We start from the raw sequence: 19452 nt of genomic DNA on the forward strand, positions 1-19452 counted from the left end.
TTGTCGGCGGGACTTATGTCCCAGCCACTTTTGAGCATTTAAAGTGCCCCTGCCAAGGTAGGTTCATCATACCGCAATCGTGACAATAATTTCAAATTAACTCACAAATTGCCAAATGGTTTTCGCAAAGAAAATGAGAAGCACAACGATAATAATCGGTCGGGCAATTGCGCTGCCAAACTTCTTATAGTACGATGCCCCGAGAAAATTCCCAACAATACTGAAAATCCCTGCCGTTAATCCCAGCAGGATGAGAACTTTATCATTTAGCAAGAACACTGCCAGGGCCGTCACATTCGTTGTCAAATTGATCACTTTGGTATTACCGGCGGCCAAATTAATCGGCAAATGCGCAATCCCGACCAAGGTTAGAATCAAAAAAGTGCCGGTACCAGGGCCATAAAAGCCATCCCATGCACCTAATGAAACAGAAATAAATAGAGTGGCCACAAACTGTGACACGGTCAATTTCGCTGAATCCGCCAGCTTGGAATTCAACGCATGCTTGTTTAGCAGTAGATATAATGCTGTTAACGGCAGCACAATCAATAAAATTAATCGGAAATAGTATTCAGAAATATGTAAAGCCATGTTGGCGCCAAACGACGACCCCACAATCGCTGCCAACACCGAGAAAAATGCCAACTTGAGACGAATATAGCCACTGCGGGCAAATTCAAGCGTTGCAACCGTCGTCCCCATCGCCGAAGACAACTTATTAGTCCCAACAGCAAAGTGAGCCGGAATACCAGCCATCAAATATGCCGGAAGCGAAATCAAGCCGCCCCCGCCACCAATTGCGTCAACAAATCCAGCCAAGAAGACCAGTGGACACACAATCAAAAATTCAGTTACCATTCCGCCATCTCTTTTCATCAACTTAATAATGCTTTTAAGTTTACCGCTAAATCAGGCATTAGCAAAGATTCTTCAAAGCAAAATACATGAAAAATCAGACCATAAAAATAATAACAATTTACACGCGACAAACGATTCCGGTTATGGTATAAATGTATATGAGGGGGATACATAACATGAAAAAATTTAAATCTATTTTGCTGGTAGTTGCCAGCTTTATTTTCTTGTTTGCATTTAGCGGTTCGCACAGCGTCGACGCTTCCGGATCAATTCCACACTGGTTTATCGGTAATTGGAAAGCCGTCAACGGAAAGGGTGTTTATGTCGGCATCCGGAAAAATACCGTTCAAGTCGAGGTTAACAATCAGGATGGCTATTGGAAGCCAGTTACTTGGAAAACTGACCCCGATGAAGCGGGTGTCGTCTTTGGAACGGGTATCGGTCGTAAGCATTCAAAGACTTACTTTGTCCTTGTCAAACAAAAGATTGAGAAAAAATGGTATATGATCATGACAATGAAACTAAGTAAGATTAAGCCAAGTGACCTGAAAAAGCACCCAATGATCATGCAACGCTATTAAAAAAGTCGCCCATAGAGGCGGCTTTTTAGTAACTTGAATTCTGTGCCTGATAATCTTCCGGTGATAAATAAGTCCGTGAATCTCCCAGCAGTTCAGCCACCGTCATAATCCTCGGCGGCAACAGTCCCACGCGCTGCACCAGTTCACGATCACCGAATAATTCGCGGGGAGTCCCCTCAAATTTAAACATGCCGCGTTCCATCACATGGACTTTACTAAATTCAGTCGCCACCCAATCCATATCGTGCGTAATGGTGATGATTTGATGGCCGGAATCAGCTAACTGATGAAAGATTGTCGTCAGCATCTGACGGCTTGGCCAATCCAGAGACATCATCGGTTCATCAAATAAATAAATTTCTGGATCCACCACCAAAACTGTCGCAACCGTTAGTAATTTCCGTTCAGAGAGTGACAGATCATAAGGATTCTCACCGGCCTTGCCTGCCAGTCCGACTTTATTAAGGACAGCATCAGCTTTTACGGAGATAGCGTCCTGATCATGCATCACTTGAGACGCACTCCACTCTACCTCTCGTTTAACAGTTGCATTGAACAGTTGGTCATCAGGGTTTTGAAAAGTAATGCCAATTTTTTGCAATCGGTGTTTCGGATCCAGCTCGCTGAATTCCACCCCATCGACACTAATTTTCCCAGACTGAGCCTTCAGCAAACCCGTCAGGAGCTTGAAAATTGTCGACTTCCCGGCACCATTTTGGCCAACAATTGCGATCATCGAATCAGAAAGCACTTGGTGGTCCACTGATAATTCAAATGACTTTTCAGGATAGGCAAACGCTAAGTTCTCAAGTTCAATTTGCGACATATCTGGCCTCCTTGAGCTGACTGATAGTGACCGGAATAGCTCCGGTTGAAAGCCGCCAATTCATCCCTTTTGCCAAGCGATAAATCGTTGGTTCAGGAATCTGCCAATCTGAATTTAAGTGGTTAAATACCGTCACTGGAGAACCGTTGGCAACCAGTTGGCCATCCTTCAAAATCCAAATCACGTCAGCAACTTCACATAAATCATCCAGCTCACTGGACACGATAACCACGGTTGTGTTTGCGTTTGCTAACCAGTCGAAGAACTGTTGGCGGCCAAGTGGATCCATTTCACTGGTTGGATCATCTAAAATGAGCAACTGGGGGTCTGTCACAATCGCGGTTGCAATTGCCAAGCGCTGCATTTGACCACCAGATAGGCTTTCCGGTTGCTGTCCCAGTTGATCCGACAAGCCCATTTGAGCAGCCACGTTGGCAACTCGGCGCTTAATAATTGCCTCATCTATCCCCTGATTGATTAAATCAAAGGCAATTTCATCTTCTACAGTGTCCGATAAACCACTTAGTTGTCCGGCAGGATTTTGCAACACGACCCCGGTCATTGCGTTATATTGCCGCCAGTCATCCTTGGCAAAACGGCCCAGCACCTGGCACGACCCCTGCATTTCCGCGGAGATAATTTGGGGCACAACGCCGGCTAATACCTGGCAAAGCGTTGACTTACCGGAATGGCTGTTGCCGACGATACCAATGATTTGCCCGGCTTCAGCACTAACGGTGATGTCTCTTAACTGCAAGTCATCTGATCCACGATATCTAACACTCAATTGATTTAAAATAATCCGTTTATCTTCGTCCATATTTTCCACCCTATCAAAATGATTGCCAGAAACGATAATCCGAGGTGCATTCCGGTCACCCAGTGATAACGATTCTCAACTTTCAACACGGTTCGGTGGGGATTGTCGAACCCGCGCAACTGAAGCGAAATCGACCGGGCCATCGATTGATCCAACGTTTTAATAACCAAGGGAATTAGCACCGGCAAAATTGATTTTAATTTTTGCAGCATGCTTTTCTGAGGATTGGTGCCCCGCACCTTTTGCGCCATTTGAATTTTACGCATGTTCCGCATAATCTCGGGTAAAATATAGCACACCGACATTAAGACATAGACCGTCTTATACGATAAGCCCGACTGTTCCAAATACTTCGCATTTTCAGAAATACTCGTTGTAACCATAAAAAATCCAGTCGCCAAAATAATAACCAACACACGGCTGCCAAGGGTCATCGCGTAAAGTAATCCTTCCTTGTAGAACTTAATGCCAACAATCGAAAACAAAAGGGTTTGATTACGACTATAAAATAGCCCTTGAATAACCAACATCGTCAAGATCAAGAATAAACTGAACCCCAAAGCTTTAACGGTCGTCGAGCTTAATTTCGAAAATAATAGCAATCCAGTCGCAACAAAAATCAGTCCACCCTGAAATAATAAGTTTGTACTGGAAAAACTTAGAAGGGCCATATCCAGGATCATTAATAATTTGGTGATGGGATCGATGGCGTTATACCATTTTGAATTAACGCCAGGCTTCGCAGACACCATACTTTGATCAGCCATTGTCAATCATCCCCAAAGAAACGAATCATTCTCTGCGGCAATTGACGATAAATGAAAAAGGCAGTATAAGCCACGCAGACCTTATCCAAAATATCCAACACGAATTCATCCACAAATGACGCGATCCATACCGGTGCATGGTTGGCAACTAACACAGCGAAAAGTGAATCTCCCCAGGCAATGCCAGTCTGACCACCCCAAAAGATAACGTTAAGCGGCGTTGAAATAACGGCAGAAACAATCGCGATAATAATAGCAGAAACAAACACTTTCTTTGCGGAAGAAAACCAACCTTTGGCATGCAAAATACCAACCGCAAAGCCAATCCCAATGCTGGTAATTGCGTAGACGGTTGATACCGGCGATAACGTTAACCCATAGATGACATTGTTGATAAAGCCACTGATGGCACCGGCTACCGGGCCTGCCAACATACTGGCCAGAAATGTCCCCAGTGACCCCAACCAGACCGGCAATTTCAGCCCTTCCGCCAATGCTTTGGCAACGTAATTAATCCCGACCGCTGCTGGAATTAAGGTCATGGTGGCTGCCGATAACTTGAACTTCCATATACTGGTACGATGAATCGATTGTGTCTTCATTTTCCTTCTCCTTTGCAAATACAAGTTCCAAATAAAGGTCGTCTGTACTTTTATATAAAAGTACGAAATACTTTTAAATTGACTTGGCATTAATTTTACAATGCATCAACGAAATGTCAAGTCTGAGTAATCTTTAAGAAAGCAAAAAGAATGGCCAGAATTGCTAAGGAAACTATAAGAACTTGGTATCAATATTTTTCAGCACCCAGGTATGCCTATAATGTAATTAATAAATGCATTTCGATACGGGGGATAATCATGTTAAAACGACATCGCAAATTATGGGGATTTTTAGGTGGTACATTGTTAGTAGTCTTGATTGGGCTTGGCTTTTTCAAAGCAACGTTCAGCCCGGATACCACTCCAACGCCAATCGTTAAGGTGAAGCAGGCCATCGCACCCAACAAGGTATTCGAAACGTATCGGTATCCTTACGACCTCACCATCAGGAATTCAAAAGCAAAACTATATTCTGCGCCAGCAGGCACAAAGGGTGCAAAGCTTCTGGGAACCGTTCAGGAAAATCATCTCAACGACAAAATTGTTGGAACCGTCCGAAAGGATCTGAATGGCCAAAAAGCAGCCGGCTACATTGCATTTTCACAAAACCATCGTCAATACTGGATCAGCGCCCAAAATGTCAGCTTTCGGAATTTAAATCAGCTTCGTGGTCGTAATCCAAAGGTCGAAGCTGCCCTTTCCGCCGGCCTTAAGTTAGTTGGGCATTCCCAGTATTCATACGGTGGTGGCCGAACCCTCAGTGACATCCGGCACCATAAATTCGACTGCTCATCGTTTGTCAGGTACTGTTATTCAAAGGCCGGCATCACCTTGGGGAATTTGGATAGTGTGACCACCTACACATTGGTAACCATGGGAAAACCCGTTAAATTTCAGAATATGAAGCGCGGTGACCTCTTCTTTTTCACCAATTCACGTGGTCAGGTTAATTCCCACGTCGCCATTTATCTCGGTAATCATCTATTCCTACATGACCACAACCAATCCGATACGGGTGGCGTCGGCATTTCAACACTCAATGCCCCAAGTTGGCGGCATGAAACAAATGGCGTGGTGAGAAGAATCGTGTAGCCCTTCCGAGAAACGACCAGCCTTTTGCGATTTTGGTAACATAAAAAGCGTTCATTGATGGGGTCACTTTATCAATGAACGCTTATTTGTTGCAAACTTTTAATTAAAACGAGTACCATCAACCACCGCAATCATTTATATTACGCCGTTTTTTTAACCGCAGCCTTTGAATGACGTTGCGCATAGATAAATCTTGCCAATACTAGCAACAGGGCAACTGCAGAGATGACCGTCGCCGTCCAGAAAACATTTGCGAATGCGTGAATAAATGGCAGCCCGACTGCCTTCGTAACCCGCACAACGCCGGGAAGCTGGAAGAATAATAACGACGAGCCAAAGCTAATCCCAATCGTCATTCCCAAAGTCCGGGCAAACGAGTTCAAAGAACCGGCAATCCCGGATAGTCGTTTATCAACCAGTCCCATGGTCAACGCATTATTCGGTGACAAGAAGATAGCCATGCCAATTCCGTTTAAAATAATCGGTGGAATAATCCGCCACATGTCCAGGTTGTCAGGGAAAAAGGCGTAACCGACCTGAGAAATCATCAAAATCAATAGGCCAACAACGGTCATCAATTCACGATTGATTCGATCGGCCAAATAACCGGCAAATGGTGTTGTGCACAGCATCGTTACCGACTGCAGCATGATAATGAGCCCGCTGTAAAACGCGCTCATTCCGTTATAACTTTGAAAATAAAATGGCAGTAAAATATTGGAAACCGAGTTGACCAGCATCACCAGTGCCAGCGCCGTAATGGACGTCATGAAGCCCAGATTGGTAACGACTTCAGGCGCAATCCACGGCAAATTTGATTTATTATCTTGAAAAAATGCGCCCAGAGAAATCAAGCCGCCAACAATAAGGAATGCCAAGCCAATCAAGAACTTTGAACGCCCACTTTGAAAAAACGTCCCGCTCAAGAAGAAAATAATGATCCCGATGGTAAACAGATTTTGACCGGTCCAATTGGCACCCCTCATCACTTCACGCACGCGGGCCCAGGACTCTTTGGGAACGGGGAGAAACTTGAATCCCAGCCACAAAATGATGAGTCCCAACGGAATGTTAATCCAGTAGATCCAACGCCAACTGGACGCTGAAATAATCAGACCCCCAATCCCCGGACCGGAGATGGAACCGACGGAAATGAACATCGAAATAACCGCGAGTGCCTCGGCACGCCGTTTATCGGGGAAATATTGGGTCACAATTCCCATCGAGTTGGCCATAATCATCGCCGAGCCAATTGCTTGAATCACCCGACCAAATAAAATAATCGCGTAGTTCGGCGCAAACCCGGTAATTGCGGACCCGACCAAAAAGCCGATCCCACCTGCTAGGAACACCACATTTTTAGATAAGATATCACCCATATGTCCAAACATCACCAGCAAAATTGCCGTGGTAATCAACCCAATTTGAACAATCCAAGTGGCCATACTACTCGAAATATCCATATCAATTGCAATTTTTGGAATCGCCAGGTTGGTGCTCGATCCGGAGAGCGCAGTCAAAAATGAAAACATCCCTAAAACTGCGATAATCGAGTAATTCTTCCCGCGACTCGTCACCTCGTCAGCCATAGTACCCCTCCTCTAAGCCTTCACATTTATTTATAACACTAAATCGGAGAAAAAATGGCAATGGCGACTTTTGGTTATTTAGTTTATAGCTTGCTCACTGTACAATCATTAACTCCCGGTATTTTGAAGTTCAAGCACTTGTTGGACTCAATCAATCTAATTGACGAATGAAAAATCCTCATGTATGATAATTACGAAGTCGGAATGGCATCTAGTACTAGGGGGTTATAATAATGACTGTAAGCAAAACAAACTTGATAAAAATGTTCGTCACAGCCAGCTTTATGTTTGGGGGATTAATCGCAGTCGGTCAGACACAGACATTTGCAAAATCGAATAAAATTACAAGCAATGTCTCAATGGCAAAAGTAAATTCGGATGACCGAAACGTTACTTTAACCGGGAAACATCAGATCTATACAAAAGCTCAGTCATTGAAGGGGGCGAAGCCGGTAACAACCAAGCGGCAGCTTCAAAAGCTTGCGAAATCAGTTCGATCAAAAGATACCTTCTATGCTTATCGGATGGCAACGACTAACAATCAACGTGTTTATTATAAGATTGTGTCATTTGAAGGTAAATATCGAGGTTGGATTTATGGTGGCAAGATCAAAAATTATTTTAACGGCGGTATCAGACACACGGACACCACAACGGACGTCTCTCTTTCTGAGGAAGTTAGGAACACAACTTATCATTTAAAAAGCACCGGTACGTCGGGTGACGTCAACACTTGGAAAGCCATTCCGTGGACACAATACAAAGCCGGATTAAAGACGAAGGACTCAACTCCGTATGCCAATGATAAGTTGAAGGTCACTGCTGCAAAACGAATGACCCGGCAGTACTTCCAAACCTACTACTATGTTGAAGATACGGACCACCCTGAATTTAACGGATGGATTAATAAAAATGCTGTTGAGGGCCCTGAAAAAGTGATTACAAATACCGTCAATGTCCCAGGTCCAAAAGAAACGGTTACTCAAACGGTTACAGTACCTGGTCCAACAAAAACTGTCACGGTCCCAGCAGAAAATAAACTGACAATTAATTACTTGACGTATCGTTTTGATCCAAGTGGAAAATACACCAAAGCCACGACTGGAAACGATGCAGATTGGACAGAGGAAACTTCAACAGTTTCCTCTGGGATCCAAAAAGATTATCAACGACAATTTGCTAAAGCAATTGACCAAATTAAAGATAAAAAGGAATTAACTTCTGCTGATTTGGATTCACTCGGAAACGGTCAAGTATTTATGCGGTTGGATGATGAGTGGGGAGAGTACCAGGTTAGCATTCGTGTCAATTATGATAAACAAAAAAATGTAGCTGAGATTGTTTTAACATGGGAAGACAGACAAACAACGGTCAGTAGAGCTGCGAACTACTATCTTCATGTTGGTGATAACTTTACACCATGGGTACTTCTAAGCGACTTTGTTTATCAAGGTTACTTTGTAAGTCGAGACAGATATCCACAATTCTTCACCATCATTGAAAATACAGTCGATACTAGCAAGCCTGGAACTTATGAGGTTAAATATTACATGAATGATTATCCTGATAAAATTAGGACGGTTCCAGTCACTGTTCAACCAAATTAAAAACTTTAACTAAGCATCTCCCACCTGCAGAAATCTGCTGATTAGGAGATGCTTGTTTATTTGTCAAAAACAGTCACGCGTCCCCAATTACCCACTTGTTTAGCAACCCCCTATTAAATCAGTTATACTAAGGACAATGAAAGCGTTTAGGGGAGGCCGGCCACATGCTTGCGACAATTATCACCAGCATCTTTTCGTTTATCGGTACCAACATTGATGACACCTTTGTGTTAGCTGTCTGGTTTTCGCAAGTTAATGGGTCACTGCGGCGACAAGATATTGTATTCGGTCAATTGATTGGCTTCGAATTTTTGGTCCTGATCAGTGTGTTTGCTGCATATGGGCTAAGTTTTTTACCGACGGACCAAGTTGGCTGGCTGGGTGTCATTCCGATTATCCTCGGCATCCGAAAGTGGTTCCAGTATCGCTATCAAACAGACGCCGCTCATGAGGAACAAAAAGTAAAGGCAAAACTCAAACGCGACATTCAAGCAGAAAAACCGTCTTCCCTACTACACAAGCTATTCAAGCCAGAAATGATGGCCGTCTGCCTCGTCACCATTTCAAACGGCGCCGGAAATCTCACCGTCTACATCCCCTTATTTACGGAATACTCAGTTCTCGAATTAGCCGTTACCGTCATTGTGTTCACCTTGATGACTGGCCTGTGGTGTTATCTTGGCTATCAAATTGCAAATTTACCCTTAATCAAAGACAAACTAGAACGTTACAAACAGATCCTCATCCCGATAATCTTTATCGCCATCGGCATTTACGTCCTGTTAGAAAGTGGCGTCCTGGGATAAATTTGCCTATTTAAGCAACTTGATGTATATATAAATATATAGGTATATTTTTGATGCCTATCATTACGGGGAAATTAAGGGGGATCATATGAAATATTCAAAGATTGCACTTGGATTAATGACCATCTTACTAAGTGGCGCTATAGCACCAGTTGCCACCAGCGCATCATCACATACAACAATTCCAAAGGCCATGCGGGGAACCTGGTATCGTTATAACGGCAAATCATTCAATATGCTCAAGCTGACAACCCACAGGTTCACCTACAAAGGGATTGACGGCACAACATCACTGACGCCAGGTCAAAAGGGATACAAAAAGCTCTATGTGCAAAAAAAGCATGGAAAATACACATTTAATCGTTTCACCCATGATTACGAAAATCCTGGCAGCTTCAAAATTGCCAAGAAAAAAATCGCCGGTCACTACCGTAAGGCACTCTTTCAGTACACGCCATCCGGGTATGTGATTGTGTTAACCAAAGCGAAGTACCATCACGATTATTCGTTTAGTCAAAGTTAATAATGAAGTGAAAAGAGGTTCTCCAATACCCATCTGTGGTATTGAGGAACCTCTTTTCATATACACTTTAGTTACGCTTGAACCCCAGTCTTGGCTTCTGATTGATAATTTAAAATAACGTCCAGGAACTGGTCGCCATACTTCGCCAACTTGCTTTCGCCGACGCCTTTAACATCAAGCATCTGAGACTCATTGGCAGGCATGACGGCGCTCATTTCGTGAAGCGTCTTGTCAGAGAAAATCACAAACGGCGGCACGCCCTGCTTCTCAGCCAATTCACGACGCAATTGCCGCAGTTGCTCAAACAACTCATCGTCTTCAGCCAACGTCTTGGTCGCCTTATCCGAGACCTTTCGAGACACACGTTCCGATCCCTGCAGCACTGCGCCACCCAAGGAAGTGACTTTCAGCACTGGGTACTGGCCGCCACTGGCAGTCAGATAACCCGCCGCGGTCAAGTAATCAATCAACCCCATGACCTCTTTCTGGGATTCGCCCTTCATGATGCCATAAGTTGATAGTTGATCAAAGTGAAAATCACGGATTTTCTGGATTTTAGAGCCCGTCAACACTTGGGAAACGAGACTCTTGCCATAGCGTTCCTTCATCCGTAAAACACACGACAGGACCTTTTGGGTGTCAACAGTAATATCCTGAGAGTCACGGGTATCAAGGCAATTACTACAACGACCGCACGTTTTCCCCTCTTTTTCACCAAAGTAATCAAGTATAAATTGTTGCAGGCACTGCTGGGTATTGGCGTACTGCGTCATCATTTGCAGCTTTTGGTAAGCGCGCTGCTTACTTTGCTCGTCTCGTTCAGATTGATCAATGAAGAAATGCTGGGTTTGAACATCCCTTAATTTGAACAGCAAAATTGCCTCACTGGGCAGGCCATCTCGTCCCGCTCTGCCGGCTTCCTGGTAGTATTCCTCCAAGCTTCCAGGAACGGAGTCGTGAATCACAAAGCGCACGTTACTCTTATCGATCCCCATTCCAAAGGCGTTGGTCGCAACCATCACCAGTGCACGGTCGTACAGAAAGTCATCTTGATTCTTCCGCCGCTGATCCTTGCTCATACCACCATGATACATAGTCACTGAAAACTTGTGTTTTTTGAGCATCTTGGAGACCCGCTCAACTTCCTTGCGGGTGCTGGCATAGATGATACCGGACTCACCGGCATTTAACTTTAAATAGTCCAGTAGATACTTATCACTATCCTGATTTCGAACCACCTTGAAAGCTAAATTATCCCGTTCAAAGCCCGTCTTAACCTCTTCTGAGATATGCAGGCGCTGTTTGATGTCATCAGCCACTTGTGGAGTTGCCGTCGCCGTCAAAGCAACAATTGTCGGCTTGGTCGGCAGTTCATGCAGCCGTTCGGTTAATGCCAAATAGCTTGGGCGAAAATCATGACCCCACTGTGAAATACAGTGCGCTTCGTCGACGGCAACCAAGTCAATGGGCAGTCGTGCCAATTGATTGAAGGCCCCCGAGTCCAACCGCTCCGGTGATACGTAAAGCAGCTTCACGTCACCGTTTTGCGCTTGGGCAAATCGGTCATCAATTTCACTGAAGTCTAAGCTGCTGTTAATGAACGTCGCTGGAATTCCGGACTCATTTAACGCGTCCACCTGGTCTTTCATCAAGGCAATCAGCGGGGAAACGACGAGTGTTAAGCCATCTTCAAGCATGGCAGGGATCTGGTAACACAACGATTTCCCGCCACCGGTCGGCATGATGGTCAACACGTTTTTGTGCGCCAAAATGTCGTCAATGACGGTCTGCTGGCCCGGACGAAAGCTGTCATAACCAAATTTAGTTTTCAGTAGTTCTTGGGGCGTCATGTCGTCAGTCCTCTTTTCGAAATAGTCACATTATATAGTATACGAAAATTATAGGCGGATGTCTGCCTCCATAGTTCAAACAGTCAAATATTCCCCGCTTGTGCTATTCTAAAATTAGAAATATCAAGGAAAGCCGGTGTCTGCGATGCAACAAATTTCCACGAATACCTTAAATACAAATGTCCAAAAAGATTTGAACTTTACCTGGTCAACTCAGGCAATTTTATTTTGTGCCATCATTATTGCCTGTATCGGATTAAACGTCGATTCGGCCCCGGTCGTCATTGGGGCAATGCTCATTTCACCATTGATGGCGCCAATCGTCGGAATTGGCTATGGCCTGGGGAATAGCAATCCCAAACTATTATCAAAAGCCACCAAATTATTTTTAATTCAGGTGATCATCGGCGTCGTTGGGGCAACGATTTACTTCTTAATCTCACCATTAAATACCGCCAGCACACAATTGTTGGCACGAACAGAACCAACGCTTTGGGATGTCTTGATCGCCTTTTTCGGTGGCTTCGCGGGAGTCATCAGCTCGGCAAAAAAAGACGGTGGGAACGTCGTCCCAGGCGTTGCGATCGCCACTGCGTTAATGCCGCCACTTTGTACGGTTGGCTATGGGATTAGCCATCTCAATCCGTCATTTATCATTGGAGCAGGCTACTTATTTTTGATCAACGCCTTTTTCATCGCTCTGGCAACCGCCAGTGGCACAATTTTCTTTCGAATCCGCAGCGGTGAAAAATTAAACGTTTCATTAAAGCAGCAGGCCCTGATTTTGATTATTGCCATTATTATTGTGATTCCAAGCTCAATTTCTGCTTATTCCATCGTTCACAGCTCCTACATTAATGCTCAGTTGTCGCAGTTTATCGAAAACCAATTAAGTAACCAATACATTGCCAAACAGTCGATTTCAGGAAAGAAAATCCAGCTATCGGTTATTGGCCAGCGATTAAATGATGATCAGATTAAGTCGCTCAAACAATCATTAAAAGATTATCACCTTGACGGCTACCAGCTTTCGTTGACCCAACTCACAAAAGGCAACTATATCACGCCAAAAGAATTCCAAGATTATATGAAGCAGTCCGATAACGGCGATACAGTTCAGGCCAATCCGAACTCGTCGGGCGACGGCGAGCTTACGACCATTCAAAGTGATTTGAATAAAAAATATCCAAAGGACATTTCAAATATTTACGTTGGTCAGGTGACTGATAAAGCAAAGGCCACAAAGCAGCTGATTGCAATCGAACTATCTGATAAAGGTAAAACCAAGCGGTCAACGATTGAAAAGTCAGCCAATAAGCTGGTTAAGGACAATCAGGTGAGCGCGGTGGTCCAGTTTGTCAGTGGCTTGTGATGAAGTGATGCTTGGCTGCCAGTATCATGCCTATTTGTGACTACTTCTGCGCAGATACTTAATTTAAAATAATGTGCCACTTATTACTGAGAACATAAAAATGAACTAATTGTGTACGATATATTCATTAAAATTCACTTATGATTCTTATTTGTGCATAAAATAATAAGTTGTCTTGCTTGATAATGCATAATAATCGTTGTATTCTTCAATTATGAATGGGCTTGCAATATTGATTTGAAGGTATCGGCTTAACTTTGAAAGGAGTTTTTATTATGTCAAGACAAATTACTGGTGCCGTTATTGAAGAATTAAATGCGCCGTTTAAGTTGGAAACCCTAGAGGTTGACGATCAGCCAAAAGCCCATGAAGTCTTGGTTCACATTGTTGCAAGCGGAATTTGCCACTCCGACGAAGCCGTTCGAAATGGGTCAGCCGGTGAATACCCATATCCTGGTGTTGTCGGTCATGAAGGTGCCGGAATCGTTGAAAAAGTGGGTGATCAAGTAACGACCGTTAAGGAAGGTGACCACGTGATTCTTTCATATGATTACGATGGCACTTGTCGTCACTGTCTAACTGGTCATCCTTCTTCATGTGTCAACTGGGCAAAATTAAATATGGAAGGTGTTTGTCCTGACGGTTCAGTGGCGTTTACCCGAGAAGACGGCTCACCTATTCACAACTTCTTCAACCAATCATCCTTTACGACTGAAACATTAGTTCAAGAACGTAATGTGACCGTTATCGACAAGACCATCGATTTACGAAAAGTTGGTCCCCTAGGCTGTGGCTTTGTTACCGGATCTGGTACTGTCTTCAACGGTTTAAACCCTAAAGAAGGAACGACAATTGCGATCGTCGGAACCGGTGCTGTGGGTTCCGCAGCCTTAATGGCAGCAAAAATCAAAGCCGCTCAAAGATTATTTGCGTTGATATTCATGACTCACGTTTGGAAATGGCCAAGGAACTTGGTGCAACGCATACGATTAATAGTCTCAACGAAAATTGGGTCGACAAGGTCCACGAAATCACAAATGGCGAGGGTGTCGACTTTGCCATCGATACAACCGGTATTTCAGCTATTATGCATCAAGCCATTACTGCCCTTGCTTCCGGCGGCCACTTGGCCCCAATCGCAGTTACCGCGAAGACACTGGAATTCATGCCATGGAATGAGATTACCGCTCTGCAAAAGCACATTGACGGTGTCTTGATGGGCGATGCCATTCCACAAATTGGTATCCAAACTTTAATTGATTTCTGGCAGGAAGGCGAATTTCCATTCGATAAGCTTGAAAAATTCTACACCTTTGATCAAGTCAATGAAGCAAACAAAGCTTCAAACGACGGTTCAGTTATCAAGCCTGTGATGGTGATCGATCAAGATTATGTTCCAGGCCAATAAAAATTTAATTTGAGTCGATAAAAATGATGCTTCGATAATGAGGCGTCATTTTTGTGTTTAAAGGAAGACCATAGAAGTCAACTGGGCTATAATTAATTTGTTAAACACATTATGCGAGGAGATATCTAAAATGAAGCTCACAAAATTATTACTAACGTTTTTGACTGCCTTGATCGTCGCTTTATGTTATCAAGAAGTTGTCCGAAGCGCATCCAGCTGGCATCCCGGTACCCCAACAGCTTTGCGGGGTAATTGGAAGCAAAAATCAGCCGTTGGTGATGGCGGCACACGTCACGGATACGATAACAAAGTCAAAATTGCCAAGCATTCACTCGAAGCCACTTACTTTGGTGGCATGCCTGATTTGTTTACCCATATTAAATGGCGACGCATCAACCACAATACATATGCGCTGCATGCCCGCCGATTTAGTGACGGCTACAATCACAAAGTCCATCGGCTGACGATCAAACGCATCTCGCATAACCGAATGTACATGCATTTGGATGGCCACTCATATTTTTCGACTCGCCATAAACCGTTTGTCCGCTATTAACAATTAGTCGAATTCCTGTTATGCTCAACGAACATGTGCGATTTAAATATCATAATCGCCAATTTTTTCATAGATTGGACATATATAACATGCGTAAAATCATCAAAATCATTAGCGCCATCACGATTCTTGTCGTCCTGGGTGTTGCCGCTTCAATGATGATTCACTCAGCCAGCTCATCAAAAAATCCGGTTCCTACCAGGAAAAATAGTCAAGGCAACAAAAAAGCCGCCCCGCTGACAAGCGATCAACTTACTCACAATTCCAAACTCAAGTACAGCAGTTTCATTTACTTTGCGATTAAATACACCAAAATTCAGCGATGGCAGGAGGTTTCCGACTTTAAATTAGGTTGGCAAATTGAAATTTACCCCAAAGCCAGCGGTACCCGTTACTTGGTCTGGCCGGGAAAAAACATTAAAGCTAACCAAAAGATGCTGGAACCGAATTGGTTCAAACTTTCTTCTAAGGGTCATGTCATTTTTTATAGCTTTGAAGTCCATACTGCCCAAGCTGATAATATTCAACGCTATCAGACGACAGAAGCTCACATCATTCATACTTTAAACGCCCACCAGCATGCCGGCACCGTTAGAAAGATGACTCAAAACATGAAAGTGGTCAATCAAAATGATGAACCAAACCATTGACAACTTAATTGAACATGTTAAAAAATGACGCTTCGATATGAGGCGTCATTTTTGTATCTAATGACAGATCATAGCAAACCGCTCACTTGATCTGGCTGTTGTAATAGCTGAGTTCTTCGTCAATTAACGGAGCGTGTCGTGTACCTTTGGCATGCTTATCAACCCCCTATTTCCCAAATAAAATGCCATATGATGAAAATCATAGAACAAATTCTGAGCATTACTGCATTAGCTTATATAAAAAATAGGCTATAATATCGTCGCCAGTAACATTGAATACGTGTTATGCTTATATTAGTATCAGGGGGGGATTGAAATGTTTACAACCAGACATATCAAATGGATGCCACTTATGTTGTCAATTTGGACGCTAATCATGTTAATTCTTGTCGGTGGTCATGCTCACGCTGACGCTCTTAACAACCCGTCTGAGACCTCACAAGCAGGTCCCACGGGAACGAAGATTACCATCACAAAAGACAATTACAATCAGTTTTTCAAAAATACTGGTCTCACCAGCTACGACCCAAGCACTGGAACAGTAACTTTCCCATTATCCGTGGTGACAGGAAATCCAGCCACCGGATCAGTCACAATTGCGGGGAAAACATATCCGACGACAAGGGGGTCAGATGGGAGCTACTATGCTGAAGTTAATGGGCAGAAGTGTTTCATTTATTACAATGGTGGTTGGTATCCATTTAATTGGGCTAGAGTAAGTGGCCAATCTTACATGGCAAGTAACATTGACTTACATCGAAGCTTTGAGTTCAAGGGTGTCTATAATTTAACGCCAGGACCAACAAGTCGATATGGAAATATGGGTGACGGGGTATCTTTTATGTTTAAAACCGGCGATCCTTCGTTGTTAGGCATTGGCGGAGCTGGATTTGGTATTGGCGGTCTTGAAGGTGCTTTCGGATTTGTGATTGACGGGTCACCTTATGGCAAGCCAGCAGCACCTTCTGGCCACATCCCCACGATTCAGATGTTTGAAACCACTGGTGACAATTCAGAAATCAATACCGGAAATTATGACGATCCATACGAAGTCGACTTTGTTGGCCCACGAGACACTAGTGTCTCCGCAAATGATTATGTGGGGTCAGACAAGGAACTGCCAATTGACATAACCTGGGATGCCCAAACTCAAACACTAAACTATAAATTATTTAAAAGCAATTCTCAAACAGACATCTTATCAGAAGGTAGTCAAAACTTTACAGATTATCTCAATAAGCATGGTTATTATGCAAGCTTTGCGGTCGCGTCTTCAAATGGCGGTAATCAATCAACAGTCAAACTAACAATTAATTCAATCGAATACTCCGTCATTGGAATTGTCAATGTTGATTATCTAATGAAAAGTGACCCCACTCAAAAAATTATTCCGACACAACAACAGCGTGGCTCCCTTACGGATACAGCCGTCATTAAAGCATACCCCAACGGTGTAAATAGTGACACTTACCGACTGGTAAAGGTGGAGGCCCCTGACGGATATAAGCTAAGCGGAGACTTATTAACGTTGCCATTCGATAACGGCCAGGCACTCTTTCCATTTTCTGATGTTCTACAAAATTTAAAATTGTACTACGAAAAGATTGATAATCCTAGCAATAAGATGACAGCGACAATCACGCACATCGACCAAAATGGAAAAACCATTGGCAAAGACCAAGAGATTACTGGCGTCTTTGGTGAAACAGTTGATATCCCGAAAGATGCTATTCCCGGCTTTAAATTAGACGCCAATAATCCAAAAACATTTAGATTTGGAACACTGGACGAAAACGGCAACGTTGCAAAAATTATTACACTAAAATACACCAAAGACAATGCACCGGTTCCCCCAACTCCAACTCCGACGCCAAAGCCAACCCCTAATCCTGGTCCAACTCCGGCCCCATTACCGACTCCTAACCCTAGTCCAACTCCACAGCCGAATCCTCAACCGCAACTCCCTAACTATGCGGCTGTAAAAGGATCAGCGGTTTATGCGCTCAAGAGTTTAAATCTATACAAGCAGCCCACTTTCAGCAAAACGCAAAGAATTGCAACATACATCAAAAAGCCACGAATCTACCGTCCAATGTTTGTTGTCACAAACTACTCTCGATCCAACACTGGAAAACTTCGTTACAAAGTCCGCGATGTCAACCATTTGAGTAAGACTGCCGGAAAAACTGGGTTTATTACTGCCCGCTGGGATTATGTTCGCCCAGTATATTATCAAAGCAAACACACAACACTCACCGTCATTAATCCACGCGGAATTAATGCTTACCAGAATGTCAATTTAACGGGCAAAGTTAAGAATTACAAACAGGGTACAATCTTACACGTCACCAGATTTGCTAAGCATAACCTGACCACTAGATATGTCCTGAGCAATGGTCAATACATCACTGGTAACCGTAAGCTGGTCATTATGGGAACGCATAAACAACCTCGGTACGTACTCGTTAAGAAGTCAGTGAACCGCTACAAGACCGTTAATTTGCGAGGAATCAATCGACACATCAAGAAAGGTATTCGGATTAAAATCAAGAACTACGACTTTTCATATGGCCACAACGTTACTAAGCATAGCGCTCTTCGGTATCACGTCGCAGGGGGATATATTACTGGTAACCTCAAATTTATCAAGCCCCTCAATTAATCTCCCGTCAATAAAGTCAATTTTGAGCCATGTCGTATTAAACCCACGGTACATTTTGATCGATATACACAAAATAAAGACAATTCTCACAGCACCCAGTGTGCTGCGCAGAATTGTCTTTTTTGTGATAAATGATTAAATTCTAAATTTTTCGTCTAATCAACTGACCAATTCCCATCAACGCAATCAGCAATCCACCAACCAGCGTGACAATCATTTCTTGTTTTTGATCATCACCGGTCTGAGGCAGCTTATCAGAGCTGCTTGTCATCGGCGTGCTGCTGTCCGTTGAACTGTTTGGTGTTGGATTAGATGATGTGTCATTGGTAACCTTGGGCTGTTTGGTCGTCGGCGTTTTCGATTTAGTAGGAGCGCTTGGCCGATCCGGCTTTTTGGGTGTCGTTGGCTTATTAGGCTTAACCGGCGTCTTCGGAGTTGTTGGGACCTTTGGGACGACCGGCGTATCTGGTGTAACCGGAGTGTCCGGTGTGCCCGGTGTGTCCGGAGTTACCGGCGTCTTTGGCTGATAAATATTGATCAGCGTTGCAATCCCGTTAATGACTGGCTGTTGCCCACTGGTGCTTGTCTTGTAGCCATCTGGAACTGTTGTCTCAACAACCGTGTAGACAATGGCGTTCCCATTGGCATCAGTTTCTGGCAAGTCGCCAAACGATGCGCTGTAATCGTTGCTTTGATCCAAGGTAACGGTCTGCCCAGTTGGTTTCCCGTTGGCATACAACGCAGCTGTGATACTAGGCGTACTGGTACCAGCTGGCACATCCTGCCAAACCTTTTTCACTTTAATTGGCGTCTTCTTTGGCTGGTAGACGTTGGTCAACGTGACTACCCCGTTCTTAGAAGCTGTCTAAAATCTCTTAAGTAA

17 protein-coding genes and 1 pseudogene are annotated in these 19452 nt (G+C 43.8%); 10 read left to right on the top strand and 8 right to left on the bottom strand.

The window, feature by feature from the left end:
- Window positions 1-96 precede the first annotated feature (96 nt).
- Entirely contained in the window at window positions 97-858 is a 762-nt protein-coding gene (locus tag FC51_RS11375) for a sulfite exporter TauE/SafE family protein (protein ID WP_057909673.1), read from the bottom strand.
- Between the two features lie 176 nt (window positions 859-1034).
- Between FC51_RS11375 and FC51_RS11380 the strand changes: the two genes are divergently transcribed.
- Window positions 1035-1439: a hypothetical protein gene (locus tag FC51_RS11380; protein ID WP_057909674.1), complete on the top strand. Its 405-nt coding sequence runs from the start codon at window positions 1035-1037 to the stop codon at window positions 1437-1439.
- A gap of 25 nt (window positions 1440-1464) precedes the next feature.
- Here the strand turns inward: FC51_RS11380 and FC51_RS11385 are convergent, their stop codons facing one another.
- From FC51_RS11385 to FC51_RS11400, 4 genes are read right to left on the bottom strand one after another with little or no spacing between them, the layout of a single operon-like run.
- Window positions 1465-2265 carry an energy-coupling factor ABC transporter ATP-binding protein gene (locus FC51_RS11385; protein ID WP_057909675.1) on the bottom strand — a complete coding sequence of 267 codons (801 nt, stop codon included), beginning with the start codon at window positions 2263-2265 and terminating at the stop codon, window positions 1465-1467.
- Entirely contained in the window at window positions 2252-3085 is an 834-nt protein-coding gene (locus tag FC51_RS11390) for an ABC transporter ATP-binding protein (protein WP_057909676.1), read from the bottom strand. The genes FC51_RS11385 and FC51_RS11390 overlap by 14 nt, the downstream gene beginning before the upstream one ends.
- Complete coding sequence (locus FC51_RS11395; RefSeq protein ID WP_057909677.1) at window positions 3058-3852, bottom strand: energy-coupling factor transporter transmembrane component T; 795 nt, start codon at window positions 3850-3852, stop codon at window positions 3058-3060. Before FC51_RS11395 ends, FC51_RS11390 begins: the two co-directional genes overlap by 28 nt.
- Window positions 3853-3854: 2 nt before the next feature.
- Window positions 3855-4454 carry a hypothetical protein gene (locus FC51_RS11400; RefSeq protein WP_057909678.1) on the bottom strand — a complete coding sequence of 200 codons (600 nt, stop codon included), beginning with the start codon at window positions 4452-4454 and terminating at the stop codon, window positions 3855-3857.
- A gap of 258 nt (window positions 4455-4712) precedes the next feature.
- On the opposite strand from FC51_RS11400, the gene FC51_RS11405 reads away from it, so the two are divergent.
- A complete protein-coding gene (locus FC51_RS11405) occupies window positions 4713-5546 on the top strand; it encodes a C40 family peptidase (RefSeq protein WP_057909679.1) in 834 nt (277 codons plus the stop codon).
- 140 nt (window positions 5547-5686) lie between these two features.
- On the opposite strand, the gene FC51_RS11410 is transcribed toward FC51_RS11405, so the two are convergent.
- The gene (locus tag FC51_RS11410; RefSeq protein ID WP_057909680.1) at window positions 5687-7135 is read right to left on the bottom strand and encodes an MFS transporter; all 1449 of its coding nucleotides are present in this window, start codon (window positions 7133-7135) and stop codon (window positions 5687-5689) included.
- A gap of 233 nt (window positions 7136-7368) precedes the next feature.
- On the opposite strand from FC51_RS11410, the gene FC51_RS11415 reads away from it, so the two are divergent.
- From FC51_RS11415 to FC51_RS11425, 3 genes are all read left to right on the top strand, one after another.
- Window positions 7369-8742, top strand: a complete 1374-nt coding sequence (locus FC51_RS11415) for a hypothetical protein (protein ID WP_057909681.1) — start codon at window positions 7369-7371, stop codon at window positions 8740-8742.
- A gap of 164 nt (window positions 8743-8906) precedes the next feature.
- A complete protein-coding gene (locus FC51_RS11420) occupies window positions 8907-9548 on the top strand; it encodes a cadmium resistance transporter (protein ID WP_057909682.1) in 642 nt (213 codons plus the stop codon).
- Window positions 9549-9636: 88 nt separating this feature from the next.
- A complete protein-coding gene (locus FC51_RS11425; protein WP_057909683.1) occupies window positions 9637-10071 on the top strand; it encodes a hypothetical protein in 435 nt (144 codons plus the stop codon).
- A gap of 71 nt (window positions 10072-10142) precedes the next feature.
- Here the strand turns inward: FC51_RS11425 and recQ are convergent, their stop codons facing one another.
- Complete coding sequence (recQ, locus tag FC51_RS11430; protein WP_057909684.1) at window positions 10143-11921, bottom strand: DNA helicase RecQ; 1779 nt, start codon at window positions 11919-11921, stop codon at window positions 10143-10145.
- 145 nt (window positions 11922-12066) lie between these two features.
- Here recQ and FC51_RS11435 point away from each other — a divergent pair, with 145 nt between their 5' ends.
- The 5 genes and pseudogenes from FC51_RS11435 (at window position 12067) to FC51_RS12370 (ending at window position 18569) form a co-directional block, all read left to right on the top strand.
- Window positions 12067-13293, top strand: a complete 1227-nt coding sequence (locus tag FC51_RS11435) for a DUF389 domain-containing protein (protein ID WP_057909685.1) — start codon at window positions 12067-12069, stop codon at window positions 13291-13293.
- A gap of 275 nt (window positions 13294-13568) precedes the next feature.
- Window positions 13569-14701 (top strand): annotated as a pseudogene (locus FC51_RS11440) (NAD(P)-dependent alcohol dehydrogenase).
- Window positions 14702-14831: 130 nt separating this feature from the next.
- A complete protein-coding gene (locus FC51_RS11445; protein WP_057909686.1) occupies window positions 14832-15257 on the top strand; it encodes a hypothetical protein in 426 nt (141 codons plus the stop codon).
- An 89-nt stretch (window positions 15258-15346) separates the two neighbouring features.
- Window positions 15347-15907, top strand: coding sequence for a hypothetical protein (locus FC51_RS11450; protein WP_057909687.1), 561 nt, complete (start codon window positions 15347-15349; stop codon window positions 15905-15907).
- 316 nt (window positions 15908-16223) lie between these two features.
- Window positions 16224-18569: a DUF5776 domain-containing protein gene (locus tag FC51_RS12370; protein WP_057909688.1), complete on the top strand. Its 2346-nt coding sequence runs from the start codon at window positions 16224-16226 to the stop codon at window positions 18567-18569.
- Between the two features lie 142 nt (window positions 18570-18711).
- On the opposite strand, the gene FC51_RS11460 is transcribed toward FC51_RS12370, so the two are convergent.
- Window positions 18712-19407, bottom strand: a complete 696-nt coding sequence (locus tag FC51_RS11460) for a Cna B-type domain-containing protein (RefSeq protein WP_057909689.1) — start codon at window positions 19405-19407, stop codon at window positions 18712-18714.
- Between the last annotated feature and the right edge of the window lie 45 nt (window positions 19408-19452).

This window comes from Lentilactobacillus parabuchneri DSM 5707 = NBRC 107865 (assembly GCF_001435315.1).
In the GTDB taxonomy this organism is placed as follows: Bacteria; Bacillota; Bacilli; order Lactobacillales; family Lactobacillaceae; genus Lentilactobacillus; species Lentilactobacillus parabuchneri.

Excerpts from the sequence above, each read along its gene's own strand:
- FC51_RS11375 (WP_057909673.1), bottom strand. The coding sequence starts at position 858 with ATGGTAACTGAATTTTTGATTGTGTGTCCACTGGTCTTCTTGGCTGGA.
- FC51_RS11380 (WP_057909674.1), top strand. The coding sequence starts at position 1,035 with ATGAAAAAATTTAAATCTATTTTGCTGGTAGTTGCCAGCTTTATTTTC.
- FC51_RS11385 (WP_057909675.1), bottom strand. The coding sequence starts at position 2,265 with ATGTCGCAAATTGAACTTGAGAACTTAGCGTTTGCCTATCCTGAAAAG.
- FC51_RS11390 (WP_057909676.1), bottom strand. The coding sequence starts at position 3,085 with ATGGACGAAGATAAACGGATTATTTTAAATCAATTGAGTGTTAGATAT.
- FC51_RS11395 (WP_057909677.1), bottom strand. The coding sequence starts at position 3,852 with ATGGCTGATCAAAGTATGGTGTCTGCGAAGCCTGGCGTTAATTCAAAA.
- FC51_RS11400 (WP_057909678.1), bottom strand. The coding sequence starts at position 4,454 with ATGAAGACACAATCGATTCATCGTACCAGTATATGGAAGTTCAAGTTA.
- FC51_RS11405 (WP_057909679.1), top strand. The coding sequence starts at position 4,713 with ATGTTAAAACGACATCGCAAATTATGGGGATTTTTAGGTGGTACATTG.
- FC51_RS11410 (WP_057909680.1), bottom strand. The coding sequence starts at position 7,135 with ATGGCTGACGAGGTGACGAGTCGCGGGAAGAATTACTCGATTATCGCA.
- FC51_RS11415 (WP_057909681.1), top strand. The coding sequence starts at position 7,369 with ATGACTGTAAGCAAAACAAACTTGATAAAAATGTTCGTCACAGCCAGC.
- FC51_RS11420 (WP_057909682.1), top strand. The coding sequence starts at position 8,907 with ATGCTTGCGACAATTATCACCAGCATCTTTTCGTTTATCGGTACCAAC.
- FC51_RS11425 (WP_057909683.1), top strand. The coding sequence starts at position 9,637 with ATGAAATATTCAAAGATTGCACTTGGATTAATGACCATCTTACTAAGT.
- recQ (WP_057909684.1), bottom strand. The coding sequence starts at position 11,921 with ATGACGCCCCAAGAACTACTGAAAACTAAATTTGGTTATGACAGCTTT.
- FC51_RS11435 (WP_057909685.1), top strand. The coding sequence starts at position 12,067 with ATGCAACAAATTTCCACGAATACCTTAAATACAAATGTCCAAAAAGAT.
- FC51_RS11445 (WP_057909686.1), top strand. The coding sequence starts at position 14,832 with ATGAAGCTCACAAAATTATTACTAACGTTTTTGACTGCCTTGATCGTC.
- FC51_RS11450 (WP_057909687.1), top strand. The coding sequence starts at position 15,347 with ATGCGTAAAATCATCAAAATCATTAGCGCCATCACGATTCTTGTCGTC.
- FC51_RS12370 (WP_057909688.1), top strand. The coding sequence starts at position 16,224 with ATGTTTACAACCAGACATATCAAATGGATGCCACTTATGTTGTCAATT.